Origin of the sequence: Piscinibacter defluvii (genome assembly GCF_004011805.1) — a bacterium.
Lineage (GTDB): Bacteria > Pseudomonadota > Gammaproteobacteria > Burkholderiales > Burkholderiaceae_C > Piscinibacter > Piscinibacter defluvii.
Genome location: NZ_ML137200.1, coordinates 122,011 through 145,898 on the forward strand (window position 1 = coordinate 122,011; position 23,888 = coordinate 145,898).

Consider the following 23,888-nt stretch of genomic DNA (forward strand, 5'->3'; position numbering starts at 1 on the left):
CGGTCGCCGCCTCAGGCGGGTTCGGGCTCCGCCTTCGGATCGGCGCCGAACCGGTTCGGTCCGCTGGTGCCGTCCAGGCACATGAACACCAGCAGCACGATGCCGCCGACCAGCGGCACGAAGCCGATCAGCAGCCACCAGCCGCTGCGATCGGTGTCGTGCAGGCGTCGCGCGGCCACCGCGATGCTGGGCACGAGAATGCCGAGCGCGAAGACCAGCGCCAGGATGCCCGGGCTGCCCACCAGCCCCTCGACGATCATCAGCGCGACGTAGATCAGGATGTAGAACAGCACGAACATCCAGTACTCCTTGCGGCGCGCGCGCCCGCTGAAGACGGCGTACTTCTTCAACACGGCCATGAACCAGTTCATTCGTTCTCCCTCCGCGAGTCGATATCCCCGGCCGAAGTGCACGGCGCGGCGCCCCCGGGTTCAGGCGCCGGCCTTCACGCCCAGCTTGAACGCGATCATCGCGCGCAGCTTGTTGGGCACCACCGGCTTGATCAGCAGGTGGAAATCCTTCTCCTGGGCCTCCTTGTCGAGCGTGCTCATCGTGCTGCCGGTCACCACGATGGCCGGCAGCGCGGCGCCGAAGCGGCCACGCAGCGTGACGATCGCGTCGATGCCGCTGCGCCCGGCCTCGAGCCGGTAGTCGGCGATCAGCAGGTCCGGGCGCACCTGCGCCGGATCGCTGCGTTCGGCCCAGGCCGCGGCCTCGGCCACGCTGTCGAACGAAGCAACTTCCGCGCCCCAGCCCTGCAGCAGCACCTCGATGCCGCTGCGCACCGCCGGTTCGTCTTCCACCACCACGATCAGCCGGCCGTGCAGCGTGAGCCCCACCGGGCCCTTGCCCGGCAGCACCGTCGGCGCCACGCGCGGCTTCTCGCCGCGCGGCAGCAGCAGCGAGAACACGCTGCCCTTGCCGGCGGTGGAGCGCAGCGTCAGCGGGGCACCCATCAGGTCGGCCAGGCGCTTGACGATCGCCAGCCCCAGCCCCAGCCCCTTGCGCTGGTGCGGCGCGACGGCCGGCGTGTTGGGCACCTGGTAGAACTCCTCGAAGATCTTGGCCTGCTCCTCGGGCTTGATGCCCAGGCCGGTGTCCCACACCTGCAGCAGCACGCGGTCGCCGCGCGCACGCGCGGCCACCAGCACGGTGCCGTCGTTGGTGTAGCGGATCGCGTTGCTGACCAGGTTGCGCAGGATGCGCTCCACCAGCAGCGGGTCGGCGTGCACCACGCGCTGGCCGCCGCGCAGTCGCAGCGCCAGGCCCTTCTCGAAGGCGGTCGGCTCGAAGTGCAGGCGCAGCTTGCGCAGGATGTCGCCGATCTCCACAGGCTGCGGGTTCACCTGCACGCCGCCGGCGTCGATGCGGGTGATGTCCAGCAGCTCCGAGAACAGGCCCTCGAGCGCATCCACCGAGGCGTTGATGCTGTTCACGAGGTTGGCCACCTCGGGTTCGTGGGTGCGCTGGCGCAGCGCCTCGGCGAACAGGCCCATCGCGTGCAGCGGCTGGCGCAGGTCGTGGCTGGCGGCGGTGAAGAACTGCGTCTTGGCGCGGTTGGCCACCTCGGCCTCGCGGCGCGCCTCCTCGGCGGCCTGCTTCTCCACGCGCAGCTGCACCAGCAGGTCGTCGGCGCGCAGCTTCAGCTCGATCACCCGGCCCAGCGCCTGGCGGTAGTTGCGCGCCAGCAGCGTGGTCAGCGTGATGATGATCAGCAGCATGCCGGCGAGCTGGTAGCTGTAGGCGTCGCCGCCGGTGGCGATGCGCACGATCAGCGGCGCGAAGCACAGCAGCACGTAGGCGAAGAACAGGCGCGGCTGGTTCGACAGCACCGGCACCACCGCGATGCAGAAGGTGTAGATGACGACGATCAGCCCGGTCTGCTGGATGCCCTGGCCGTGCTGGTAGAAGATCCAGCCCGACAGGCCCCAGGTGGCGCCCGAGACCGTGGTCAGCACCTTCCAGTACAGGTGCCAGCGCGCCCAGTCCATGCGCTCGGCGCCGCGCCGCACGGCGCGCCGGAAGGCCTGGGCGATGACGATGCGCACCACCCACAGGCCGACGAACAGCAGCATCCAGGGCAGCAGCACGGCCCAGGGCGTGCTGGCCCAGAACAGCGTGACCAGCATGCCGAAGCCCGCCGCCAGCCCGGCCAGCGTGGCCGGCGTGTAGGCATAGACGGCGAGCACCTCCTCGCCGAGCACCGAGTGGCGCGAGGGCGAGTCCGCCGCCGGCGCGGCGGGCGCGCCTGCGTCGCTCATCGCGACGGGTTGCGCCATGCGTTCAGGCCGCCCTTGTGCGACATCTGGCTGACCGCCAGCACCGCCTGGGTACGCGAGCTGACGTTCAGCGCCCGCAGCACGGCGGCCACGTGGTCCTTGACCGTCTCCACCGAGAGGTTCAGGTCGCGCGCGATCAGCTTGTTCGGCTTGCCCTGCAGCAGCAGCGCCAGCACGTCGGTCTGGCGCGGCGTGAGCCCGAGCGATTCGAGCGGCGGCGGGCCGACGGGCGGGTCGGCGTTCTCGCGCACCACGCGCAGCACGCTGGGCACGGTGCCGCTCTCCTGCGGCGGCGGGTCGAACGACCGCATCGCCATCGGCGGCACGTAGATGCCGCCGGACATCACCATGCGCAGCGCCTCGAACAGTTCGGCGTTGCTGGCGCGCTTGGGCACGAAGCCCATCGCCCCCAGGTCGACGGCGCGGATCACGTCGCTGCTGCGGTCCGAGGCCGACACCACCACCACCGGCAGCGCCGGGTACTGGGCGCGGAACTCGACCAGCACGTCGAAGCCGTTGGCGTCGCCCAGCGCGAGGTCGAGCAGCACCAGGTCGAAGTCGGCATCCTGGCGCAGGATCGCGCGCGCCTCGCCGGCGCTGTTCGCGCCGACCACGGTGACGTCGTCGCCCAGGCCCTGGATCACGCTCTGCAGCGCCGAGAGGATCAGCGGGTGGTCGTCGATCAGCAGCACCTTCATGGGGACCTCCGGACGGCGCAACACGCCGGATTCGATCGTACTAGACGTACCAGCGCGACACCGCCTCGGCCACGCAGGCCGGCTTGGGCGCGCCGTCGGCGGCCAGGGTGGCCTCGACGGTGAGCTGCGCGCCGCCGTCGACCGGCTCGAAGGCGAGCAGGCGGAAGCGGCCGCGCAGCAGGCTGCCGGCGGGCACCGGCGCCGGGAAGCGCACCCGGTTCAAGCCGTAGTTGACGCCCAGGCGCGCGCCGTCGATGCGGAAGGTCGATTCCAGCAGCACCGGCAGCAGCGACAGGGTCAGGAAGCCGTGCGCCACCGTCGCGCCGAACGGCCCGTCCGCGGCGCGCGCCGGGTCGACGTGGATCCACTGCCGGTCCTCGGTGGCGGCGGCGAAGGCATCGATGCGCGCCTGGTCCACCAGCACCGGGGCGCTCTCGCCCAGCGCCGCGCCGACCAGGCCGGCCAGCTCCTCAAGGCGGTACGACTTCATCCGTCGACCCACTCCAGCAGCGGCTGCCACTGCTCCAGGTCGCGCTCGAAGCGTCCCGGCGCCACGTCCCACAGCGTCAAGCCGTGCGCGGCCAGGTGCACGTAGCCCTGGGTGTCGCGCAGGAAGGTCAGCAGCGGCACCTTCAGCCCCTCGAGGAAGTGGCGCAGCTGGTCGGTGGCGATCGTGCCCTCGCGCGTGCGCATGCCCACCAGCGCGAGCTGCACCCGGTCGCCGCGCCGGTGCGCGAGCAGGGTGCGGATGAAGTCGTGCGTGGCGTGGATGTCGAAGATGCTCGGCGAGATCGGCACGATCAGCTTGTCGGCCAGCTTCATCACCTCGTCCAGGCGCCGGCCGTGCAGGCCGGCGGGTGTGTCCAGCACGACGTGCGTGGTGCCCTTGGGCGGGCGCACCACCTCGTCGTCGAGCGCGTCCCAGGTGGCGATCCTCGGCAGCGTGGCCGGCCGCAGCGCGAGCCAGGTGCGGGCCGACTGCTGGCGGTCCACGTCGCCCAGCATCACCGCATGGCCGCGGGACGCGAAGTAGCCCGCCAGGTTGGTCGACAAGGTGCTCTTGCCGACGCCCCCCTTCGGATTGGCCACGACGATCACCGGCATCCGCACCTCCGACTGAGTGGTCTGGTTTTCCGGGTATGGTAGCGGGCCTCCCGGGGCCCGCCTCCCGGGGCCTGCCCCGATCCGCCATGGCCACCGACCCCGCCTCCCCCGACCGCGCCGACGTGCTGGTGCTGCTGGCCCACCCGCAGCTCGAGCATTCGCGCGCCAACCGCGCGATGGCCGAGGCGGCGCGCCGCGCCGGCGCGCGCATCGCGGTGCGCGACCTGTACGCGCTCTACCCGGACTACGCGATCGATGTCGAGGCCGAGCAGGCCGCGCTCGAGCCGGCGCGGCTGATCGTCTGGCAGCACCCGCTGCAGTGGTACCACATGCCGCCGCTGCTCAAGCTGTGGGTCGACGAGGTGCTCGCCTTCGGCTGGGCCTACGGGCCCGGCGGCACGGCGCTGCGCGGCAAGGACCTGTGGCTCGCGCTCAGCACCGGCGGGCCGGAGGCCTCGTACCGGCCCGAGGGCCACAACCGGCACTTCCTCGACGCCTTCCTGCCGCCCTACGAGCAGACCGCCATGTTGTGCGGGCTGCGCTTCCTGCCGCCGCTGGTGCTGCACGGCGCGCACCGCGCCGACGACGCGGCGCTGGCCGCGCACGCGGCGGTCTATGCGCAGCGCCTCGCGAGCTGGCCGGACTGGCCCGAGCTCGACCTGCTGCCGCCCTGCGTGCCCGCGGCCGTGCCCGCGTCGGCCCGCCCGATGCTGGATCCGGAAACGGCCTGATGGAACATTCCTCCTGGCTGGCCACCAGCTTGGTCTACCTCGCCGCGGCGGTGCTCGCGGTGCCGCTGTCCCGCGCCCTCGGCCTGGGTTCGATCATCGGCTACCTGGGCGCCGGCATCCTGATCGGGCCGTGGGGGCTCGGCCTCGTGACGGATGCGCAGGACATGCTGCACGTGGCCGAGTTCGGCGTCGTGCTGATGCTGTTCCTGGTCGGCCTGGAGCTCGAGCCGCGCCGGCTCTGGTCGATGCGCTACGCAGTGTTCGGCTGGGGCAGCGTGCAGCTGTTCGGCTCGGCCGCGGCGATGACCGGCGCCGCGGTGCTGCTGGGCATCGACTGGCGCGTGGCGCTGGTGGCCTCGCTCGGGCTGGCGATGTCCTCCACCGCGATCGGCCTGAACGTGCTGGCCGAGCGCAACCTGATGGCCACCGGCGGCGGCCAGGGCGTGCTCGGCGTGATGCTGCTGCAGGACGTGGCGGCCATCCCCATCCTCGCCTTCGTGCCGCTGCTGGCCGCCGGCGCCGCGCAGGCGCACGGCGACGGCTGGCTGGGCGCGGCCAAGGCGGCCGGCGTGGTGGCCGCCATCGTGCTCGGCGGGCGGCTGCTGCTGCGCCCGGCGCTGCGCTGGATCGCGCGCAGCGACACGCCGGAGATCTTCACCGCCGCGGCGCTGCTGCTGGTGGTGGCCACCGCGGCGCTGATGCAGTCGGTCGGCCTGTCGATGGCGCTGGGCGCCTTCCTGGCCGGCGTGCTGCTGGCCGAGAGCGAGTACCGGCGCCAGCTGGAGACCGACCTGGAGCCCTTCAAGGGCCTGCTGCTGGGCCTGTTCTTCATCGCGGTGGGCATGGGCATCGACTTCGCGGTGGTGTTCGGCGAGCCGCTGGCCATCGCCGCGCTGGTGGCCGGCTTCCTGGGGATCAAGGCCGGCGTGCTGTGGGCGATGGGGCGCGCCATGCCGATCCCGCCGGGCGAGCGCCCGCCCTTCCTGATCCTGCTGATGCAGGGCGGCGAGTTCGGCTTCGTGGTGTTCCAGGCCGCCGCCGGCGCCGGCGTGATCGACGCGCCCACCGCTTCGCGCCTGGTCGCCGCGGTGGCGATCTCGATGCTGCTGACGCCGCTGGTGCTGCTGCTGTCCGACCGCTTCTGGGCGCGCCGGCTGGCCGGCCGCACGCGCGTGATGGAGGAGCTCAGCGAGCCGCAGGAGGCGCCGGTGATCATCGCCGGCTTCGGCCGCTACGGCCAGATCATCGGCCGCCTGCTCTACGCCAACGGCCTGGCCGCCACCGTGCTCGAGCACGATGCCGACCAGGTGGAAAGCGTGCGCCGCTTCGGCTGGCCGGTGTTCTACGGCGACGCGTCGCGGCTCGACCTGCTGCGCACCGCCGGCGCGGCGCGGGCGCGTGTGTTCGTGCTGGCGATCGACGACGTCGAGCGCAGCATCGCCGTCGCGAAGCTGGTGCGCGAGCATTTCCCGCAGCTGCACATCGTCGCGCGGGCGCGCAACGTGACGCACTACTACGAGCTGCGCAACCTCGGCATCGAGCATGTCGAACGCGAGACGCTCGAATCGGCGCTGCTGTCGGCGCGCAGCGTGCTGGAGCAGCTCGGCTTCCAGCCGCACCAGGCGCGCACGCTGGCCTGGCGCTTCCGGCGCCACAACGTCGCGCTGGTCGAGGCGATGCGCCCGCACCATGGCGACGAGGCCAAGCTGATCGCCATCGCCAAGCAGGGCCGCGCCCAGCTCGAGGAGCAGTTCGCGCGCGAGCGCGACGCGGCGCAGCGGCGCAGCGGGCGCGCCGGCTGGGTGGTGCCGGCCGGCGACGAAGGCGAACGGTGACCGCACCGGCGATCGCGCTGGAGGGTCTGCGCTTCGCCTGGCCGCGCGACACGCGCGACTGCCTGGCGATCGATGCGCTGCAGGTCGCGGCGGGCGAACGCGTCTTCCTGCACGGCCCGAGCGGCTGCGGCAAGAGCACCCTGCTGGCGCTGCTGGCCGGTGTGCTGCTGCCGCGCGCCGGCACGCTGGCGGTGCTGGGCACCGAGTGGCGCACGCTGTCGGCGCCGCGGCGCGACGCCTTCCGCGCCGAGCACATCGGCGTGCTGTTCCAGCAGTTCAACCTGCTGCCCTGGCTGCCGGTGCTCGACAACGTGCTGCTCGGCTGCCGCTTCTCGCGCCGGCGCAGCATGCAGGCCGCGCATGCCGCGGGCACGCCGGCCGGGCACGCACGCACGCTGCTCGAGCGGGTCGGCATCGCACCCGCGCTGTGGCCGCGGCCGGCGCGCGAGCTCTCGGTGGGCCAGCAGCAGCGTGTGGCCGCGGCGCGCGCGCTGATCGGCCGGCCCGGCCTGGTGATCGCCGACGAGCCGACCTCGGCGCTCGACGCCGCGCTGCGCGACGGCTTCATGGCGCTGCTGCTGGCGGAATGCGCGGCGGCGCGCAGCACGCTGGTGTTCGTCAGCCACGACGAGCGCCTCGCGCCGCACTTCGACCGCACGCTGGCCTTGCCGGCGTTCAACGGAGCCGCCGCGTGAGGGGCTTGACCTCGCTCGCCGCCGCCAGCGCCTGGAACCGGCGCGGCACGCTGGCGCTGGTGGCCGCGTCGATCGCGCTGGCCACGCTGCTGCTGCTGACGGTCGAGCGGGTGCGCCACGACGTGCGCGAGAACTTCTCGCGCGCGGTCAGCGGCACCGACCTGGTGGTCGGCGCGCGCACCGGTGCCGTGCAGCTGATGCTGTACGCGGTGTTCCACGTCGGCGGCGCCACCAGCAACATCCGCGTGCAGAGCCTGGAGGAGATCGCCCGCCAGCGCATGGTCGCCTGGGTGGTGCCGCTGTCGCTGGGCGACTCGCACCGCGGCTTCCCGGTGCTGGGCACCACGCCGGCCTTCTTCGAGCACTTCCGCCACGGCGACCGCGAGCCGCTGCGACTGGCCGCCGGCCAGCCCTTCAGCGGCACCCTCGACGGCCTGTACGGCGCGGTGCTCGGCGCCGAGGTCGCGCGCACGCTCGGCCACGGCCTGGGTGCACACATCGTGCTCGCCCATGGCAGCGGCGGGCCGCTGGCGGCCGAGCATGCCGACAAGCCCTTCACCGTGGTCGGCATCCTGGCGCCCACCGGCACGCCGGTGGACCGCACGGTGCACATCGACCTGAAGGCGCTCGAGGCGATCCACCTCGACTGGAGCGGCGGCGCGCCGCTGCCGGGCCTGGCGATCCCGCCGGAGATGGCGCGCAAGTTCGACCTGCAGCCGAAGTCGGTGACGGCCGCGCTGGTCGGCCTGAAGAACCGGGCCGCGGTGTTCGCGGTGCAGCGCTTCGTCAACGGCTACGAGGGCGAGCCGCTCATGGCGGTGCTGCCCGGCGTGGCGCTGGACGAGCTGTGGGAGGTGGTGGGCGCCGGCGAGCGGGCCCTGCTGCTGCTGTCGGGGCTGGTCGCGCTGGTCAGCCTGGCCGGGCTGGTGGCCACCGTGCTGGCCGGGCTGAACGAGCGGCGCCGCGAGCTGGCGCTGCTGCGCGCCGTCGGCGCCGCGCCGCGCCACGTGATGCTGCTGCTGGCACTGGAGGGCACGCTGGTGACGCTCGCCGGCCTGGCCCTGGGGCTGCTGGCCAGCGTGATCCTGATCGCCACGCTCGGCCCCTGGGTGCAGGCACAGTACGGGCTGGCGCTGCGCCTGACGGCTCCGACCGCGGCGCAGTGGCAGTGGCTCGCCGCGGTGCTGGCCGCCGGCGTGCTGGCCAGCCTGGTGCCGGGCTGGCGCGCCTGGCGGCTCTCGCTGGCCGACGGGTTGTCTCCGAGGATCTGACGATGAAGAAGCTGTTGTTCACCCTGCTGCTGGCCCTGACCGGTGCGACCGCGGCGCTGGCCCAGGCCGACAAGCCGCCGCCGCGCCCGGGTTTCGCCGAGATCACCTGGGACGACCTGGTGCCGGCCGACTGGGACCCGCTCAAGCAGTTCCAGGGCATGAACCTCGGCGCGCTCGGCGACGCCGACCCGCGTGCCCAGCAGATGCTCAAGAAGATGCGCGAGGTGTGGGACAACGCGCCGGTCAACGCCAAGATGGACGGCCGCAAGGTGCGCCTGCCCGGCTACGTGGTGCCGCTGGAGGAGAACGCGGCCGGGATGACCGAGTTCCTGCTGGTTCCCTACTTCGGCGCCTGCATCCACACCCCGCCGCCGCCGGCCAACCAGATCGTGCACGTGCTGCCGAAGGCCGGCACGAAGCTCAAGTCGATGGACGTGGTCTGGGTCGACGGCACGCTGAAGGCACAGCGCAGCGACAGCGGCATGGGCGTCTCGGGCTACCGGCTCGACGCCGAGGCGGTGATCCCCTACGTCGAGAAGCCGGCGCGCTGATTGGGGGCGCCTCTCCACCCCGGCGCACGGGCCCGGCCTAGCATCGCCGCATGACCCCGCACGACATGCGCGACGAGCTGCTGCTGGCCTTCGAGCGCCAGCGCAGCGCCTTGAGCACCGACCCCTGCCCCGACTGGGGCGTGCGGGCCGACCGGCTGCGCCGCCTGCAGGCGCTGGTGGCCACGCACGAAGCCGCGATCGCTGCGGCGATCGACGCCGATTTCGGCGGCCGGCCAGCGATCGAGACCGAGCTGGCCGAGGTCTGGCCCTCGCTCGAGGAGCTGAAGTCGGCGCTGCGCCACGGACGGCGCTGGATGGCGCCGCGCCGCGCGCCGGTGGGCAAGTGGTTCCTGCCAGCCCGCGCCGAGATCCGGCCGCGGCCGCTGGGCGTGGTCGGCATCGTGGTGCCGTGGAACTACCCGCTCTACCTCGCCGTCGGCCCGCTGGCCGCCGCGCTCGCAGCCGGCAACCGCGTGCTGGTCAAGATGCCCGAGGCCACGCCGGGCTTCTCGGCGCTGTTCGCGCGCCTGGTGCGCGAGGCCTTCGCGCCGGAGGAACTGGCGGTGCTCGAGGGCGGCCCGGAGCTCGCCGCGGCGTTCAGCGCGCTGCCCTTCGACCACCTGCTGTTCACCGGCTCGACGGCAGTCGGCCGGCGCGTGATGGCCGCCGCCGCCGAGCACCTGACGCCGGTGACGCTCGAGCTGGGCGGCAAGTCGCCGGCCGTCATCACGCCCGGTTACCCGCTGGAGCATGCGGTGCAGCGCATCCTGGCCGGCAAGCTGCTGAACGCCGGCCAGACCTGCATCGCGCCGGACCATGTGCGCCTGCCGCGCGCGCTGCTGGGCGACTTCGTCGCGGCGGCCCGGCGCGAGGCCCAGCGCGGCTACCCGGGCGCGCTGGCGGATGCAAACCTGGCCAGCATCGTCAACGAGCGCCAGTACCGCCGCCTGGCCGGCTGGCGCGACGAGGCGCTGTCGCGCGGCGTGCGCATCGAGCCGCTGTTCGACGGGCCGCAGCAGGACGACACGCGGCACCGCCTCGCCCCGCAGCTGCTGCTCGACCCGCCGGCCGACACGGCGGTGATGCACGAGGAGATCTTCGGCCCGCTGCTGCCGCTGGTGCCCTACGACCGGCTGGAGGACGCGATCGCCGCCGTGCAGGCCGGTCCGCGCCCGCTGGCGCTGTACTGGTTCGACCACGACCGCGCCCGCACCGACGCCGCGCTGCGCGCCCTGCCGGCCGGCGGCGTGACGGTCAACGACACGCTGCTGCACATCGCGCAGGAGAGCCTGCCCTTCGGCGGCGTGGGCGCCTCGGGCATGGGCCACTACCACGGCCGCTGGGGCTTCGACACCTTCAGCAAGCTGGTGCCGGTGTTCCGCCAGTCGCGCCTGAACGGCATGGCCTTGTTCCTGCCGCCCTACGGTGCGACCATGCGGCGCCTGCTCGGGCTGATGAAGCGCTGGTGAGGGGCCGGCTGTCGAATTCCGCGCCACTGGTTCGTCGTGCCGGTAACCCCACGCCACGGAGCGTCTGCATGAGCCAGTTGAAGGTGAAGTCGTTCTCGGTCTCGCTCGACGGTTTCGGCGCCGGCCCCGACCAGGACCTGCAGAACCCGCTCGGCGTGGGCGGCCATGCGATGTTCGGCTGGGCCTTCGCGACTCGCACCTTCCGCACGATGTTCGGCCAGGAAGGCGGCTCGACCGGCATCGACGACGGCTTCGCGCGGCGCGGCTTCGAGAACGTCGGCGCCTGGATCCTCGGCCGCAACATGTTCGGCCCGGTGCGCGGCCCCTGGCCGGACGACCGCTGGCGCGGCTGGTGGGGCGACGAGCCGCCCTACCATGTGCCGGTGTTCGTGCTGACGCACCACGCGCGGCCCCCGCTCGAGATGCAGGGCGGCACGACCTTCCACTTCGTCACCGACGGCATCGAGGCCGCACTCGAGCGGGCCCGCGCGGCCGCGGGCGGGCGCGACGTGCGCCTGGGTGGCGGCGCCGCGACGATCCGCCAGTACCTGCGCGCCGGGCTGCTCGACGAGATGCACCTGGCCGTCGCGCCGGTGCTGATGGGCCGTGGCGAGCTGCTGCTGCACGGCATCGACCTGCCGGCGCTGGGCTGGCAGGTCGCCGAACACACGGCCGGCGAGAACGCGACCCACGTGGTGCTGGTGCGCCGGCCCCGCTGACCAGGAGACCCTCATGTTCAAGACGCTGCTGATCATCGTCGTGGTTGCCGTGCTGGGCCTGCTCGGCTTCGCCGCCACGCGGCCGGACAGCTTCGCCCTGCAGCGCAGCACGACGATCGCTGCCCCGCCCGAGCGGGTGTTCGGGTTGATCAACGACCTGCACGGCTTCAACACCTGGAACCCCTGGGCCCTGAAGGACCCGACGACCAAGCTCAGCTACGAGGGCCCGGCCAGCGGCACCGGCGCGGCCTACAGCTGGACCGGCGAGAAGCTCGGCAGCGGCCGCATGCAGATCATCGAGTCCGTGCCCGGGCGCCTGGTGGCCGCGCGGCTCGATTTCCGCGCGCCGATGGAGGCGACCAACCGGGTCGACTTCACCCTGCAGCCCGAGGGCAGCGGCACCCGCGTCACCTGGGCGATGAGCGGGGCGATGCCGTTCCTCTCCAAGCTGATGTCGGTGTTCGTCAGCATGGACGCGATGGTCGGCCCGGACTTCGAGGCCGGGCTCGCCAACCTGAAGGCCGCGGCGGAGAAGCCCTGATCAGCGCAGCCCGTCGACCAGCAGCTTCGCGCCGGTGAGGCCCATGCCGGCATAGGCGAGCCGGTAGAACCAGGCCGACGGGATGCGTTTCGTGGCCCAGATGCCCAGCCACACGCCGAGCGGCGCGAGCGGCAGCAGCACCAGCGAGGTGGCCATGTTGCGCAGGTCGATCAGGCCGAGGAAGGCGTACGGAATCCACTTCGACAGGTTCACCGCGGCGAAGAACACCGCCATCGTCGCCGCGTAGGTGAGCGGCGGCAGCTTCAGCGGCAGCACGTAGGCGTTGATCGGCGGGCTGCCGGCGTGCGCCACGAAGCTGGTGAAGCCCGAGGCGATGCCGAGCACGAAGCCGGTGCGGCGCCCTGGCGGCGCGGCGTCGGCGCGCGGCGGGAACAGCAGCCGCTGGGCCAGGAACAGCAGCGTCAGCGCGCCCACCACGCCGGCCACGGTCTTGGTGCTGAGCACGCCGAAGGACAGCGTGCCGACCACGGTGCCGAGCAGCCCGGCCGGCAGCAGCAGCGCCAGCAGCGCGCGGTCGCAGGCGCGCCAGAGCTGCTGCAGCCCGGTGGCGTCCATCACCGCCAGCAGCGGCAGCATGATCGCCGCGGCCTGCGGCACCGGCACGGTCAGCGCCATCAGCGGCACCGCCAGCGAGCCGAAGCCGCCCAGGAAGCCGCTCTTGGACAGGCCCATCATCAGCACCGCCGGCACGGCGACGGCGTAGAAGGCCGCATCCGTGATCAGCGGCAGGTCGTTCCACGCGAGCATCCCCGTCCCTTCGTCGATCCGCCGACAATTGTCGGATGTTCGCCCCTTCCCAGAACGACGTGCGGCGCTTCTTCTGCGAGACGCTGCGCAAGCAGCGCGCCGCGCTGCCGCTCACCCCGATGGAGGCGCTGGCCGGCGACTGGATCGCCCAGCACCCCGAGTACCACGCCGAGCTCGCCGACCTGGACGCCGCGCTGGCCGCGGTCTACGAGGTCGAGGCCGGCCGCACCAACCCCTTCCTGCACCTGTCGATGCACCTGACGATCAGCGAGCAGGTCTCCATCGACCAGCCGCGCGGCATCAAGCAGGCCTACGAGCTGCTGGCCGCCCGGCGCGGCTCGGCGCACGAGGCGCAGCACGAGGTGATGGAGTGCCTGGGCGAGATGATCTGGGCCTCGCAGCGCAGCGGGGCACCGCCCGACGGGCTGGCCTACCTCGACTGCGTCAGGCGGCGCGCGACGCGATAGAGGCGACCGTGCGCGCCGCGATGCGCGAGCCGTCGCGCGTCTCGCCGAACAGCGAGTTGCGGAACACCGCAGATTCGGTGCGGTCGCCGATCGCCCACAGCAGCAGCGCGCGCGCCGTCATCGGCTTGGCGAACAGGAAGCCCTGCAGCTCGTCGCAGCCGAGCTCGACGAGGATCTGCTGCTGGCGCGGGTTCTCCACGCCCTCGGCCACCACCTTCAGCCCGAGCGCGTGGGCGAGCTTGAGCACCGCGTCGACCACCGCGCGCGCGTCGGCGCTGTGCTCGACGTCCTGCACGAACACGCGGTCGATCTTCAGCTCCTCGGCCGGCAACTTGCGCAGGTAGGCCAGGCTCGAGTAGCCGGTGCCGAAATCGTCGATCGACAGGTGCACGCCGAGCTCGCCGAGGCGGCGGAAGGTCTCCTGCGTGGCGCGCGTGTCCTCCATCGCCGCCGTCTCGGTGATCTCGAGCGTCAGCAGCGAGGGGCGGATGCGGTGGCGCTTGAGCGCATCGGCGATGCGGTCGACCAGGTCCTCCTGGCGCATCTGGTAGGCCGAGACGTTGATCGCCACGCGCATGCGCAGGCCCTTGTCGCGCCAGGCGCGGGCCTGCTTGCAGGCCGCCTCGATGACCCAGTTGCCGAGCGGGCCGATCAGGCCCGAGCGCTCGGCCAGCGGGATGAACTGTCCGGGCATCACCATGCCGCGGCTCGGGTGTTGCCAGCGCACCAGCGCCTCGGCGGCGGTGACCTTGCCGCTGCGCGCGTCGATCTTGGGCTGGAAGAACAGCTCCAGCTCGTTGTTGGCCAGCGCCTGGCGCAGGTCGCGCATCATGTCGAAGTTCTGCTGCGCGTCGCTGTCCATCGCCGCGGTGTAGAAGGCATGGCGCGTGCCGCCGGCACGCTTGGCGGCGTACATCGCGACGTCGGCGCGGGCGATCAGCTTGGCCGCGTCGCAGCCGTCCGGGTAGACCGCGATGCCCACCGAGCAGGAGATGCCGATCTCGCGATCCTCCACCTTGTAGGGCCGGGACAGCGACTCGATCAGGCCCTGCGCGGCCTGCGCCAGCACCTCGGTCGACGAGACGCCGGGCAGCAGCAGCAGGAACTCGTCGCCGCCGACGCGGGCGACCACGTCGCCGCCGCGGCCGAAGGCCTTGAGCCGCGCGCCGACCTGCTCGAGCACGCGGTCGCCGCAGCTGTGGCCGAAGGAATCGTTGACCGGCTTGAAGCCGTCGAGATCGACGAACAGCACCGCCAGCTTGCTGCGCTTGGCGTCGCAGCGCTTGGCCGCCTGCGCGAGCCGTTCTTCGAAGAACAGGCGCGTGGGCAGGCCGGTCAGTCCGTCGATCGCCAGGCGCGACTGGCGCACCGGCAGTTCCGGCGCCTGGCCCTGGTCGGGCTGCCGCAACACGGCCAGCAGCACGCCGGCCACGCCCGCCAGCGCGGCCAGCACGGCCAGCACGGCGAACGGCGTGCCGCTGCCGACCGCCGGCGAGCTGGCGGCGATCGCCGACCCGAGCGCGAGCACGCCGGCTGCGACCAGCGCCGCCGTGGCGCGCAGCACCCGCGCCGCGGCCGGGCTCTCGAGCCGGATGAACAGGCCCACCATCGCGACCGCCAGCGCCAGCACGGCCAGGCCGACACTGAACAGCCCATTGCCGCCGAGGCGGAACAGCCCGGGCAGCGCCAGCATCAGCAGCGAGTACGCGACCGCCAGCAACGCCGCGGCGGCACCGACCGTGCCGAGCCAGTGTTGCCGGGCGATGGCCCTCGCCGCCGCGGCGCCGAGCGCCGCCAGCGCCAGCCCGGGCAGCCAGACCACCAGGTTCCAGGCGCCGCCGGCCGCGGCCAGCGTGCCTTCCATCGGCAGCGCATGGGCCGGCCACCACAGGCCGCCGGCCGCCAGCAGCAGGGCCGCGCCGACGCCGGCGCGCGCCACGCGCCGCGGTCGCATGGACGCGGCCACGGACACCTCGCCGGCGAGCCAGAGCAGGCAGGCGGTGACCACGAAGCAGGCAGCGATCAGCATCGACCGGAGGATGGGTTCATCGGATGGCGGACCCGAACGGTCCGCTGCTCGTCATCTTGCGTGCTTTCGGCGGCAATGCATTGCGCTTGAGCGCGCACAAAGGCCCAGGGCGTGAAACAAGCCGCAACGGCGCCCCCCGCCGAGGGGGGATCAGTTGCCGACCAGGCCGTGCCGGATCGCGTAGACCGTCATCTCGGAGTTGTTCGCGAGCGACAGCTTCTCGAGCACCCGGGCGCGGTAGACGCTCACCGTCTTGGGGCTGAGCTTGAGCTCCTCGGCGATGTCCGAGAGCCGCTTGCCCGAGGCGATCAGCACCAGGGTCTGCAGCTCGCGGTCGGACAGCTTCTCGTGCGAGTTCTCGACCACCGGCGCGGTGAGGCTCTCGACCAGCATCTGCGCGATCTCGGGCGTGACGTACTTGCGGCCCTGAGCCACCGTGCGCACCGCGTTGACCAGCAGCGCCGGATCGCCGCCCTTGTTGACGTAGCCGAAGGCGCCGGCGCGCAGCGCGCGGATCGCGTACTGGTCCTCGGGGTACATCGAGACCACCAGCACGCGCATCGGCAGGCCCTCGTCCTTGAGCACGTGCAGCACGTCCAGGCCGCTGCGGCCGCCGGGCAGGTTGATGTCGAGCACCAGCACGTCGGCGGCATGCTTGCGCAGCAGTTCGCGCAGCTCGCCGTAGTCGCCCGCCTCGCCGATGACCTGGATGTCCGGCGCATCCGACAGCGTGTCGCGGATGCCGCGCCGGATCAGCGCATGGTCGTCGCACAGAATGACTTTGATCACAGGCTGCCCCACTGCGAAGGATCGTCGGGTTCGTGCAGCGGCGTCGGCGAGGTGGTCGTCGGCGGCTCGGCGCCCGGCGTCAACGGGATCGAGAGTATCAAGGTGGTGCCGGCCGGGCCGCTGGACAGGTCGATCCAGCCGCCCACCGTGCCGGCACGCTCGTGCAGGCCGCGGATGCCGAAGCTGCGCGCCTTGGCCAGGTCCTGCTGGCTGAGGCCGCGGCCGTTGTCGCTGATCTCCAGCGACATCACCCCGCCGGCCAGCGAGAGGTCGATCTGCACGCGCGTGGCCTGCGCGTGCTTGGTGATGTTGGTCAGCGCCTCCTGGGCGGTGCGGTAGGCCACCAGCGGCACGCCGGCCGGCCACTCCGGCGCCTGCGACGGGATGCGCACCTGGCAGGGGATGCCGGTGCGCTTCTCGAAGCGCGTGGCGATCCACTGCAGCGCGGCCACCAGGCCCTGCTCGAGGATCGCCGGGCGCAGGTTGTGCATGATGCGCTGGCTCGACTCGATCGCCAGCGTCACCGTCTCGAGCGCCGACACCACGCGCAGGCGCACGCCCTCGTCGGTGGTGTGGCGCGCGATCCAGGCGAGGTCGAACTTCAGCGCGGTCAGCGAGCCGCCGACGTCGTCGTGGATCTCGCGCGCGATCGCCTGGCGCTCGTGCTCGATGCTGGTCTGCAGGTGCTGGGCGAGCTCGCGCAGGCGCTGCTTGGACTTGTTCAGCTCGCGGTCGGCGCGTTCGCGCGCCCGGCGCGTCTCGTGCGCCTCCACCGCGTGCAGCAGCGCCGGCACCAGCCGCGTCAGGTTGTTCTTCAGCAGGTAGTCGCTGGCACCGTTGCGCATCGCCTCGACCGCCACGTCCTCGCCGATCTCGCCGGAGACCAGGATGAAGGGCACGTCGCGACCGCTGGCCTTGAGCAGGTCCAGCGCGACCAGGCCGGAGAAGCCCGGCAGGTTGAAGTCCGACAGCACCACGTCCCAGTCGCGCTGCTCGAGCGCAGCCAGGTAGCCGGCCTCGGAGTCGACCCGCAGCGAATGCACCTCCAGCCCGCCGCGGCGCAGGTGCGCCAGCGCCAGCTCGTGGTCGAGCGCGGAGTCTTCGAGGTGCAGCACGCGCAGCGAATGCGGCAGGGGCAGCCGGGCCATTCGTGAAGTATGCCGCGAGGCCCCGGCCAGCCCTGTGGCGCAAGGTGGGGAATCTGGCCCGATTTCACGCCCAGATCGCCCTAATGAATTCGCGACCGCTGCCGAAAATCCTCGTGATCGCCGACGGCCGCTGGGGCCGTGACGCGAGCACCTGCCCGGAGCCACGATGACCGACAGCCCCCTGACCGAGACGCCCGTCGGCGGCACCCTGCCGCTGCTGGCCGCCGCGGACCTGCAGGACGACCTGATGACGGCCACCAACGACCTCGAGCGTCTGCAACGCCTGCTCGGGGATGCGAGCGATGCGCTGCTGGGCCACTTCTACGGCGCCTCGGGTCAGCTCAACCACCTGCTGCACGCGATGGCGCAGCACCCGGAGCTGAACACCCGCGAGCTGCACGACGCGATGCAGCACCTGGCCGGCGCCATCACCGCGATGCAGTTCCAGGACATGGCCTCGCAGCTGATCAACCACACCAGCCTGCGCCTGCGCAGCTGTGCCGACCGCCTGGCCGCCGAAGCCATGGGCGACGACGAGGACGGCGAGACGGTCGTCGCGGGCCCCCCGCTGCGCCCCAATCCCGTGACGCAGGACGAGATGGACGCAGGTTCCATCGAACTGTTCTGACCCCGCCCTCAACAAAACACCGCCCCCACCGATATCCCCTCGTTACCGGAGCCCAACATGCATTCAATCCTCGCTGTGGACGACTCGGCCTCGATGCGCCAGATGGTCTCCTTCACGCTCAAGAGCGCGGGCTACAACGTCGTCGAGGCGGTGGACGGGCAGGACGCGTGGGAGAAGGCCGGCAGCCGCGACTTCGACCTCGTGCTGACCGACCAGAACATGCCACGCCTGGACGGCATCGGACTGACGCGCAAGCTGCGCGACAACCCGAAGTTCAAGGCCACGCCGATCCTGATCCTGACCACCGAGTCGAGCGACCAGATGAAGCAGGCCGGCCGCAGCGCCGGCGCCACCGGCTGGCTGGTCAAGCCCTTCGACCCGAGCAAGCTGCTCGAGGTCATCAAGAAGGTCATCAAGTAAGGCGCACGGAAGAACACGGGAGTCCCACGCCATGGCCGAGACGAGTTCGGACAACGCCGGTGCCGGCATCGACCTGAGCCAGTTCTACCAGGTCTTCTTCGAGGAGGCCGGCGAGAACCTGGACCGCATGGAGCAGCAGCTGCTCGAGGTCGACATCGAGTCGGCGGACGACGAGGAGCTGAACTCCATCTTCCGCTGCGCCCACTCCGTCAAGGGCGGTGCGGCGACCTTCGGCTTCGCCGACGTGGCCGAGCTGACGCACCAGATGGAGACGCTGCTGGACAAGCTGCGCCGCCGCGAGCTGGCACCGACGCCGGCGATGGTCGACGTGCTGCTCGCCTCGGGCGATGCACTGCGTGCGCAGCTGGCGCGCCACCAGGGCGGCGGCGGCGTGGAGATCGACACCACCGAACTGCTGTTCAACATCCGCGCGCTGGCCGACGGCGAGGCCCTGCCCGCGCGGGCCGCCGCCGCACCGGCCGCTGCCCCCGCCGCCGCGGCACCGGTTGCCGATGCCGCCCCGGCGAATGCCGCGGCCAGCCAGGCGCGCCAGCTCGAGCTGCGCGTCGGCCCGCTGGAGGATCCCGGGCAGGCCGACAACCTGGCCGAGCTGTTCAAGGAGATCACCGACCTCGGCACGCTCGAGCCGATCGACGGCGGGCAGCCGAGCGACGGCATCCGCCGCTTCAAGGTCGTCACCACCAGCAGCGACAGCGACCTGCTGGACCTGTTCACCTTCCACGTCGCCCGCGAGGCGCTCGCGCTGCTGCCGCTGGGCCCCGGCTACGGCTTCCATGCCGGCAACCCCGGCGCGCCGGAGCCGGAGGAAACACGCGACCCGGGGTACGGCTTCTTCGACGACGCGCCCGGCGCGCCCCAGGCCGGCGGTGCAGCCGCCGCCGCCACCGCGGCACCGGCCGCGGCCGCACCGGCGCCCAAGCCGGTGGCCAAGCCCGCGGCCAAGGCCGAGAAGGCGGGCGGTGCGGCGCTGGATTCGTCGACGCTGCGTGTCTCGGTCGAGAAGGTCGACCAGCTGATCAACCTGGTCGGCGAGCTCGTCATCACGCAGGCCATGCTGGCGCAGAACAGCAAGAGCGTGGACCTGGCGCTGCACCAGCAGATGGCCGCCGGCCTCGCCGACCTGGAGCGCAACACCCGCGACCTGCAGGAAGCGGTGATGTCGATCCGCATGATCCCGATGTCGGTGGTGTTCAACCGCTTCCCGCGCATGCTGCGCGACCTGGCCGCCAAGCTCGGCAAGAAGGTCGAGTTCGTGACGCACGGCGAGGCCACCGAGCTCGACAAGGGCCTGGTCGAGAAGATCACCGACCCGCTGACGCACCTGGTGCGCAACAGCTGCGACCACGGCATCGAGCTGCCCGCCGACCGGCTCGCCAAGGGCAAGCCCGAGCACGGCACCATCACCCTGAGCGCATCGCACCAGGGCGGCTCGATCGTCATCGAGGTGCGCGACGACGGCCGCGGCCTGTCGCGCGAGAAGCTGCTGAAGAAGGCCCGCGAGCGCGGCCTGGACGCGCCCGACTCGATGACCGACCAGGAGGTCTACAACCTGATCTTCGCCGCCGGCTTCTCCACTGCCGAGGTGGTGACCGACGTGTCCGGCCGCGGCGTCGGCATGGACGTGGTGAAGAAGAACATCACCGCGCTGGGCGGCACGGTCGAGATCGACTCGGCCGAGGGCTACGGCATGAGCGTCAAGGTGCGCCTGCCGCTGACGCTGGCGATCATGGACGGCATGAGCGTGGGCGTCGGCGAGGAGTGCTACATCCTGCCGCTGTCCAGCGTGGTCGAGTCGTTCCAGGTGCAGGACGGGATGATCCGCACGATCGGCGGCTCCGGCCGCGTGGTGCAGGTGCGCGACGAGTACATGCCCGTGCTCGAGCTCGAGCAGGTGTTCAGCGTGCCGCGCTTCGACTTCGAGCGTGTCAGCGCGATCATGGTGGTGGTCGAGGCCGAGGGCGGGCGCGTCGCGCTGCTGGTCGACGAGCTGCTCGGGCAGCAGCAGGTCGTCGTGAAGAACCTCGAGGCCAACTACCGCCGCGTCGAGGACGTCTCCGGCGCCACCATCATGGGCGACGGCCGCGTCGCTCTGATCCTGGACATCGGCGCGCTGGTGCGCCGCGCGCGCCACTGAGGGCTCCCGCCATGAACCTGCAGCGACTTCGCCTGGGCACCCGCCTGGCCGCGGGCTTCGGCGCGGTGCTGGCCCTGGCACTGGTCATCGCGCTGGTGGCCTGGCAGCGCACGGTCGCCACCGAGCGCGACCTCGCCCGGGCCGAAGAGTACGCCCGCCGCGCCGCGGTGATGGCCGAGTGGACCAGCCGCACCGAACTCAACATCGCCCGCGCGGTGGCGCTGGCCAAGTCGGGCGGCCACGCCGAGGTCGACGCCTGGGCCGCGCCGCTGATGAAGCAGACCTCCGAGCAGATCAGCACGCTGCAGAAGGACCTCGAATCGGCGATCGAGTCGGAGCGCGGCAAGGCCCTGCTCGCGACCATCGGCGAGCGCCGCCAGGCCTACCTGGAGCTGCGCCGCCAGGTCACCGGGCTGACCAAGGCCGGCGACAGCGCCGGCGCGCAGGCCCTGCTGGCCCAGCGCATGCTGCCGGCCGCCCAGGAGTACCTCGCGGCGATGACCGCGCTGCGCGAGTTCGAGATCGAGCTGGCCGCCGGCCAGCAGGCCGAGGCGCGCCAGGACCTGAGCAGCGCCCGCACGGTCATCGGCCTCACGCTGCTCGCCTGCCTGGCGCTGGGCGGCACGCTGGCCTGGCTGATCACGCGCTCGGTGAGTGCACCGGTGCGCCAGGCCGCCGCGGTGGCTGCCGAGATCGCCGAGGGCAACCTGAGTTGCCGCGTGCCCGACGGCGGGCGCGACGAGACGGGTGAGCTGCTGCGCGCCATCGCGGCGATGCAGGCCGCGCTGCGCCGCCTGGTCGGCGAGGTGCGCCGCAGCACCGACTCGATCGGCACCGCCAGCAGCGAGATCGCCAGCGGCAGCCAGGACCTGTCCAGCCGCACCGAGCAGGCCGCCAGCAGCCTGCAGCAGACCGCCAGCTCGATGGAGCAGCTCACCGGCACCGTGCGCCAGAGCGCCGACTCGGCCCGCCAGGCCAACCAGCTGGCGGCCTCCGCGTCCGAGGTGGCGCAGCGCGGCGGCGCGGTCGTGGCACGCGTGGTCTCGACGATGGACGAGATCAACGGCGCCTCCCGGCGCATCGCTGACATCATCGGCACGATCGACGGGATCGCCTTCCAGACCAACATCCTGGCGCTCAACGCCGCCGTCGAGGCGGCCCGCGCCGGCGAGCAGGGCCGCGGCTTCGCGGTGGTGGCCGGCGAGGTGCGATCGCTGGCCCAGCGCAGCGCGACCGCGGCACGCGAGATCAAGGCGCTGATCGGCGCCAGCGTCGAGAAGGTCGACGCCGGGTCGCGCCTGGTCGGCGACGCCGGCAGCACGATGAACGAGATCGTCGCCTCGGTGCAGCGCGTCAGCGACATGATCGGCGAGATCAGTGCCGCCACCTCGGAGCAGTCGGACGGCATCGGCCAGGTCAACGTGGCGGTCAACCATCTCGACCAGATGACGCAGCAGAACGCGGCGCTGGTGGAGGAGTCCGCGGCGGCGGCCGAGAGCCTGAAGGAACAGGCCCAGCGCCTGAGCCAGCTGGTCGGCAGCTTCCGCCTCGACGAGCCCGCCGTCGCCGCGGCCGCCCCGGCAGCCGCGGCCTCGGCCGCACCCCGGCCGGGCGTCAGGCCCGCCGCGCCGGCGCGCCCGGCACGGCCGGCGCGGCCGGCACCGGCCACACGCACCGCGGCGCCGCCCCGGCCCGCCCCGTCGGCGGCGCCTGCGCCGACCGTTGCCGAACCGGCCGCGGCACGCGCCGTCTCCCCCGCCGGCACCGTCGCCGCGGGCGACGGCGACTGGGAAACCTTCTGACCCCGGGCGGAGCCCAAGACATGAATATCCAGGACCTGCTGCGCGGTTTCAGCATCCGCACCCGCATGCTGGGCGCGATCGTCGTCGTGCTCGTGCTGCTCGGCCTCGTCGGCGGGGCCGGCATCGCCGGCATGCTGCGCATCGAGCGCGTCGCCCAGCACTTCGCCGACAACACCGTCACCGAAGCACAGCAGCTCGGGCAGCTGCGCAGCGCGCTGGGCGACCTGCGGCGCTTCGAGAAGGACATGGTCATCAACTACGAGCAGCCGGGCGAGGTCCAGCGCTACCAGCAGCGCTGGACCGAGGCGCACGCGCGCGCACTGGGCCTGATCGACAAGATGCTCGAGGGCGAGGAGGACCAGGACAACCCGCTGCTGCGCAAGCTGCGGCCCGAGCTCGAGGCCTACGCCCAGGCCGCGCAGCCGGTGATCCGGCAGCTGGTGCAAGGCGGCTTCGACAACGCCACCGCGGGCAACCGCCTGCTCGGCAGGGCCAAGGAATCCGCCCGCGGCGCCGAGAAGCTGCTGGAGGAGCTGTCGCAGTCGCTCGACGCCGAGTCGCGCGAGTCCCGCACCGAGGCCGACGCCGCCCAGCGCCACACCCTGCTGCTGTTCGGTGCCGCGCTGGCACTGGCGATCCTGGTGGTGGTGCCGCTGACGCTGCTGAACATGGTGTCGATCTGCCGCCCGATGGAGGCGGCGCGCCGCTTCGCCGAGCAGGTGTCCGGCGGCGACCTGACCGGCCGGCTCGAGCCGCGCGGGCGCGACGAGGCCACGCGGCTGCAGCAGTCGCTGCTGGCCATGCAGGACAGCCTGCGCTCGCTGGTGGGCCAGGTGCGCCACAGCACCGACAGCATCGCCACCGCCGGCAGCGAGATCGCCAGCGGCAGCCAGGACCTGTCCGGCCGCACCGAGCAGGCCGCCAGCAGCCTGCAGCAGACCGCCAGCTCCATCGAGCAGCTCACCGGCACCGTGCGCCACAGCGCCGACTCCGCCGCCCAGGCCAATCAGCTCGCCGCCAGCGCCGCCGAGGTCGCCCAGCGCGGCGGCTCCGTCGTCTCCCAGGTCGTCTCCACCATGGACGAGATCAACGCCTCCTCGCGCAAGATCTCCGACATCATCGGCACCATCGACGGCATCGCCTTCCAGACCAACATCCTGGCGCTCAACGCCGCCGTCGAGGCCGCCCGCGCCGGCGAGCAGGGCCGCGGCTTCGCCGTCGTCGCCGGCGAGGTGCGCAGCCTCGCCCAGCGCAGCGCCGAGGCCGCCCGCGAGATCAAGGCACTCATCGGCGCCAGCGTCCAGAAGGTGGACACCGGTTCGCGCCTGGTCGCCGATGCCGGCTCGACCATGCACGAGATCGTGGCCAGCGTGCAGCGCGTCAGCGACATCATCGGCGAGATCAGCGCGGCCAGCTCCGAGCAGAGCCAGGGCATCGGCCAGGTCAACGGCGCGGTCAGCCAGCTCGACCAGATGACCCAGCAGAACGCCGCCCTCGTCGAGCAGTCCGCCGCCGCCGCCGAGAGCCTCAAGGATCAGGCCGCACGCCTGGCCGGCGTGGTGGCGGGCTTCCGTCTGCAGGGTGCCCCCTGAGGAAAGCGTCGACCCCGTCACACAACGCCGCCTGCGGGCGGCGTTTCAGTTGGTGCGGCGGCGGCCGATAAACCCTTCAGCCATCCATCGCTTCGAGGACTTCCCATGGACATGATCACCGACGCCCAGCACGTGGCTCGCCACGAGGCCGCCCGCTCCCACAGCCACGCCGGCGGCGAGTTCCTCACCTTCCGCCT

General features: G+C 72.4%; 23 protein-coding genes. 14 read left to right on the top strand and 9 right to left on the bottom strand.

The annotated features are described in order from the left end of the window. Window positions 1-11: 11 nt before the first annotated feature. Genes D9C15_RS09025 through D9C15_RS09045 form a run of 5 tightly spaced genes read right to left on the bottom strand, consistent with a single transcriptional unit; the run spans window position 12 to window position 4,081 of the window. Complete coding sequence (locus D9C15_RS09025; RefSeq protein WP_127997113.1) at window positions 12-371, bottom strand: DUF805 domain-containing protein; 360 nt, start codon at window positions 369-371, stop codon at window positions 12-14. A gap of 60 nt (window positions 372-431) precedes the next feature. Next, complete coding sequence (locus D9C15_RS09030; protein WP_127997114.1) at window positions 432-2,279, bottom strand: ATP-binding response regulator; 1,848 nt, start codon at window positions 2,277-2,279, stop codon at window positions 432-434. Continuing rightward, window positions 2,258-2,977 carry a response regulator gene (locus D9C15_RS09035; RefSeq protein ID WP_127997115.1) on the bottom strand — a complete coding sequence of 240 codons (720 nt, stop codon included), beginning with the start codon at window positions 2,975-2,977 and terminating at the stop codon, window positions 2,258-2,260. Before D9C15_RS09035 ends, D9C15_RS09030 begins: the two co-directional genes overlap by 22 nt. 40 nt (window positions 2,978-3,017) lie before the next feature. Further along, window positions 3,018-3,467, bottom strand: a complete 450-nt coding sequence (locus tag D9C15_RS09040) for a MaoC family dehydratase (RefSeq protein WP_127997116.1) — start codon at window positions 3,465-3,467, stop codon at window positions 3,018-3,020. Further along, entirely contained in the window at window positions 3,464-4,081 is a 618-nt protein-coding gene (locus D9C15_RS09045; protein WP_127997117.1) for a nucleotide-binding protein, read from the bottom strand. The genes D9C15_RS09040 and D9C15_RS09045 overlap by 4 nt, the downstream gene beginning before the upstream one ends. An 86-nt stretch (window positions 4,082-4,167) precedes the next feature. Here D9C15_RS09045 and kefF point away from each other — a divergent pair, with 86 nt between their 5' ends. From kefF to D9C15_RS09085, 8 genes are all read left to right on the top strand, one after another. Further along, window positions 4,168-4,812, top strand: a complete 645-nt coding sequence (kefF, locus tag D9C15_RS09050) for a glutathione-regulated potassium-efflux system oxidoreductase KefF (protein ID WP_127997118.1) — start codon at window positions 4,168-4,170, stop codon at window positions 4,810-4,812. After that, window positions 4,812-6,647, top strand: coding sequence for a glutathione-regulated potassium-efflux system protein KefC (gene kefC, locus D9C15_RS09055; RefSeq protein WP_127997119.1), 1,836 nt, complete (start codon window positions 4,812-4,814; stop codon window positions 6,645-6,647). Before kefF ends, kefC begins: the two co-directional genes overlap by 1 nt. Beyond that, a complete protein-coding gene (locus D9C15_RS09060) occupies window positions 6,644-7,342 on the top strand; it encodes an ATP-binding cassette domain-containing protein (protein WP_127997120.1) in 699 nt (232 codons plus the stop codon). Before kefC ends, D9C15_RS09060 begins: the two co-directional genes overlap by 4 nt. After that, entirely contained in the window at window positions 7,339-8,613 is a 1,275-nt protein-coding gene (locus tag D9C15_RS09065) for an ABC transporter permease (protein ID WP_127997121.1), read from the top strand. The genes D9C15_RS09060 and D9C15_RS09065 overlap by 4 nt, the downstream gene beginning before the upstream one ends. A 2-nt stretch (window positions 8,614-8,615) precedes the next feature. Further along, window positions 8,616-9,164, top strand: coding sequence for a DUF3299 domain-containing protein (locus D9C15_RS09070; RefSeq protein WP_127997122.1), 549 nt, complete (start codon window positions 8,616-8,618; stop codon window positions 9,162-9,164). 50 nt (window positions 9,165-9,214) lie between these two features. Next, window positions 9,215-10,633: a coniferyl aldehyde dehydrogenase gene (locus D9C15_RS09075; RefSeq protein WP_375138764.1), complete on the top strand. Its 1,419-nt coding sequence runs from the start codon at window positions 9,215-9,217 to the stop codon at window positions 10,631-10,633. A 68-nt stretch (window positions 10,634-10,701) separates the two neighbouring features. Next, window positions 10,702-11,352, top strand: a complete 651-nt coding sequence (locus D9C15_RS09080) for a dihydrofolate reductase family protein (RefSeq protein ID WP_127997123.1) — start codon at window positions 10,702-10,704, stop codon at window positions 11,350-11,352. 13 nt (window positions 11,353-11,365) lie between these two features. After that, window positions 11,366-11,893, top strand: a complete 528-nt coding sequence (locus tag D9C15_RS09085) for an SRPBCC family protein (RefSeq protein ID WP_127997124.1) — start codon at window positions 11,366-11,368, stop codon at window positions 11,891-11,893. On the opposite strand, the gene D9C15_RS09090 is transcribed toward D9C15_RS09085, so the two are convergent. After that, window positions 11,894-12,661, bottom strand: a complete 768-nt coding sequence (locus D9C15_RS09090; protein ID WP_127997125.1) for a sulfite exporter TauE/SafE family protein — start codon at window positions 12,659-12,661, stop codon at window positions 11,894-11,896. It lies immediately after the preceding gene. 35 nt (window positions 12,662-12,696) lie between these two features. Here D9C15_RS09090 and D9C15_RS09095 point away from each other — a divergent pair, with 35 nt between their 5' ends. Beyond that, complete coding sequence (locus D9C15_RS09095) at window positions 12,697-13,128, top strand: DUF1841 family protein (protein WP_127997126.1); 432 nt, start codon at window positions 12,697-12,699, stop codon at window positions 13,126-13,128. Here the strand turns inward: D9C15_RS09095 and D9C15_RS09100 are convergent. The 3 genes from D9C15_RS09100 to D9C15_RS09110 all read right to left on the bottom strand — a co-directional run bounded on the left by D9C15_RS09100 (window position 13,106) and on the right by D9C15_RS09110 (window position 17,094). After that, complete coding sequence (locus D9C15_RS09100; protein WP_127997127.1) at window positions 13,106-15,157, bottom strand: putative bifunctional diguanylate cyclase/phosphodiesterase; 2,052 nt, start codon at window positions 15,155-15,157, stop codon at window positions 13,106-13,108. The two genes, D9C15_RS09095 and D9C15_RS09100, sit on opposite strands and share 23 nt — an antisense overlap. 150 nt (window positions 15,158-15,307) lie before the next feature. Continuing rightward, window positions 15,308-15,946: a response regulator gene (locus D9C15_RS09105; RefSeq protein WP_127997128.1), complete on the bottom strand. Its 639-nt coding sequence runs from the start codon at window positions 15,944-15,946 to the stop codon at window positions 15,308-15,310. Further along, window positions 15,943-17,094 carry a hybrid sensor histidine kinase/response regulator gene (locus tag D9C15_RS09110; RefSeq protein WP_127997129.1) on the bottom strand — a complete coding sequence of 384 codons (1,152 nt, stop codon included), beginning with the start codon at window positions 17,092-17,094 and terminating at the stop codon, window positions 15,943-15,945. Before D9C15_RS09110 ends, D9C15_RS09105 begins: the two co-directional genes overlap by 4 nt. A 166-nt stretch (window positions 17,095-17,260) precedes the next feature. Between D9C15_RS09110 and D9C15_RS09115 the strand changes: the two genes are divergently transcribed. From D9C15_RS09115 to D9C15_RS34470, 5 genes are read left to right on the top strand one after another with little or no spacing between them, the layout of a single operon-like run. Then, window positions 17,261-17,722: a hypothetical protein gene (locus D9C15_RS09115; protein ID WP_127997130.1), complete on the top strand. Its 462-nt coding sequence runs from the start codon at window positions 17,261-17,263 to the stop codon at window positions 17,720-17,722. A 57-nt stretch (window positions 17,723-17,779) separates the two neighbouring features. Then, window positions 17,780-18,142, top strand: coding sequence for a response regulator (locus D9C15_RS09120; RefSeq protein ID WP_112191421.1), 363 nt, complete (start codon window positions 17,780-17,782; stop codon window positions 18,140-18,142). Window positions 18,143-18,173: 31 nt separating this feature from the next. Then, a complete protein-coding gene (locus tag D9C15_RS09125) occupies window positions 18,174-20,297 on the top strand; it encodes a chemotaxis protein CheA (protein ID WP_127997131.1) in 2,124 nt (707 codons plus the stop codon). A gap of 11 nt (window positions 20,298-20,308) precedes the next feature. Then, on the top strand, window positions 20,309-22,099 hold the full coding sequence (locus tag D9C15_RS34465) for a methyl-accepting chemotaxis protein (protein WP_127997132.1): 1,791 nt from the start codon (window positions 20,309-20,311) through the stop codon (window positions 22,097-22,099). Between the two features lie 20 nt (window positions 22,100-22,119). Next, window positions 22,120-23,691 (top strand): methyl-accepting chemotaxis protein, encoded by a 1,572-nt coding sequence (locus tag D9C15_RS34470; protein WP_127997133.1) that lies wholly within the window; start codon window positions 22,120-22,122, stop codon window positions 23,689-23,691. Window positions 23,692-23,888 lie beyond the last annotated feature (197 nt).

Bases quoted from the DNA above. Each gene is read 5' to 3' on its own strand.
- D9C15_RS09025 (WP_127997113.1), bottom strand. From the start codon at position 371: ATGAACTGGTTCATGGCCGTGTTGAAGAAGTACGCCGTCTTCAGCGGG.
- D9C15_RS09030 (WP_127997114.1), bottom strand. From the start codon at position 2,279: ATGGCGCAACCCGTCGCGATGAGCGACGCAGGCGCGCCCGCCGCGCCG.
- D9C15_RS09035 (WP_127997115.1), bottom strand. From the start codon at position 2,977: ATGAAGGTGCTGCTGATCGACGACCACCCGCTGATCCTCTCGGCGCTG.
- D9C15_RS09040 (WP_127997116.1), bottom strand. From the start codon at position 3,467: ATGAAGTCGTACCGCCTTGAGGAGCTGGCCGGCCTGGTCGGCGCGGCG.
- D9C15_RS09045 (WP_127997117.1), bottom strand. From the start codon at position 4,081: ATGCCGGTGATCGTCGTGGCCAATCCGAAGGGGGGCGTCGGCAAGAGC.
- kefF (WP_127997118.1), top strand. From the start codon at position 4,168: ATGGCCACCGACCCCGCCTCCCCCGACCGCGCCGACGTGCTGGTGCTG.
- kefC (WP_127997119.1), top strand. From the start codon at position 4,812: ATGGAACATTCCTCCTGGCTGGCCACCAGCTTGGTCTACCTCGCCGCG.
- D9C15_RS09070 (WP_127997122.1), top strand. From the start codon at position 8,616: ATGAAGAAGCTGTTGTTCACCCTGCTGCTGGCCCTGACCGGTGCGACC.
- D9C15_RS09075 (WP_375138764.1), top strand. From the start codon at position 9,215: ATGACCCCGCACGACATGCGCGACGAGCTGCTGCTGGCCTTCGAGCGC.
- D9C15_RS09080 (WP_127997123.1), top strand. From the start codon at position 10,702: ATGAGCCAGTTGAAGGTGAAGTCGTTCTCGGTCTCGCTCGACGGTTTC.
- D9C15_RS09085 (WP_127997124.1), top strand. From the start codon at position 11,366: ATGTTCAAGACGCTGCTGATCATCGTCGTGGTTGCCGTGCTGGGCCTG.
- D9C15_RS09090 (WP_127997125.1), bottom strand. From the start codon at position 12,661: ATGCTCGCGTGGAACGACCTGCCGCTGATCACGGATGCGGCCTTCTAC.
- D9C15_RS09095 (WP_127997126.1), top strand. From the start codon at position 12,697: ATGTTCGCCCCTTCCCAGAACGACGTGCGGCGCTTCTTCTGCGAGACG.
- D9C15_RS09100 (WP_127997127.1), bottom strand. From the start codon at position 15,157: ATGCTGATCGCTGCCTGCTTCGTGGTCACCGCCTGCCTGCTCTGGCTC.
- D9C15_RS09110 (WP_127997129.1), bottom strand. From the start codon at position 17,094: ATGGCCCGGCTGCCCCTGCCGCATTCGCTGCGCGTGCTGCACCTCGAA.
- D9C15_RS09115 (WP_127997130.1), top strand. From the start codon at position 17,261: ATGACCGACAGCCCCCTGACCGAGACGCCCGTCGGCGGCACCCTGCCG.
- D9C15_RS09120 (WP_112191421.1), top strand. From the start codon at position 17,780: ATGCATTCAATCCTCGCTGTGGACGACTCGGCCTCGATGCGCCAGATG.
- D9C15_RS09125 (WP_127997131.1), top strand. From the start codon at position 18,174: ATGGCCGAGACGAGTTCGGACAACGCCGGTGCCGGCATCGACCTGAGC.
- D9C15_RS34465 (WP_127997132.1), top strand. From the start codon at position 20,309: ATGAACCTGCAGCGACTTCGCCTGGGCACCCGCCTGGCCGCGGGCTTC.
- D9C15_RS34470 (WP_127997133.1), top strand. From the start codon at position 22,120: ATGAATATCCAGGACCTGCTGCGCGGTTTCAGCATCCGCACCCGCATG.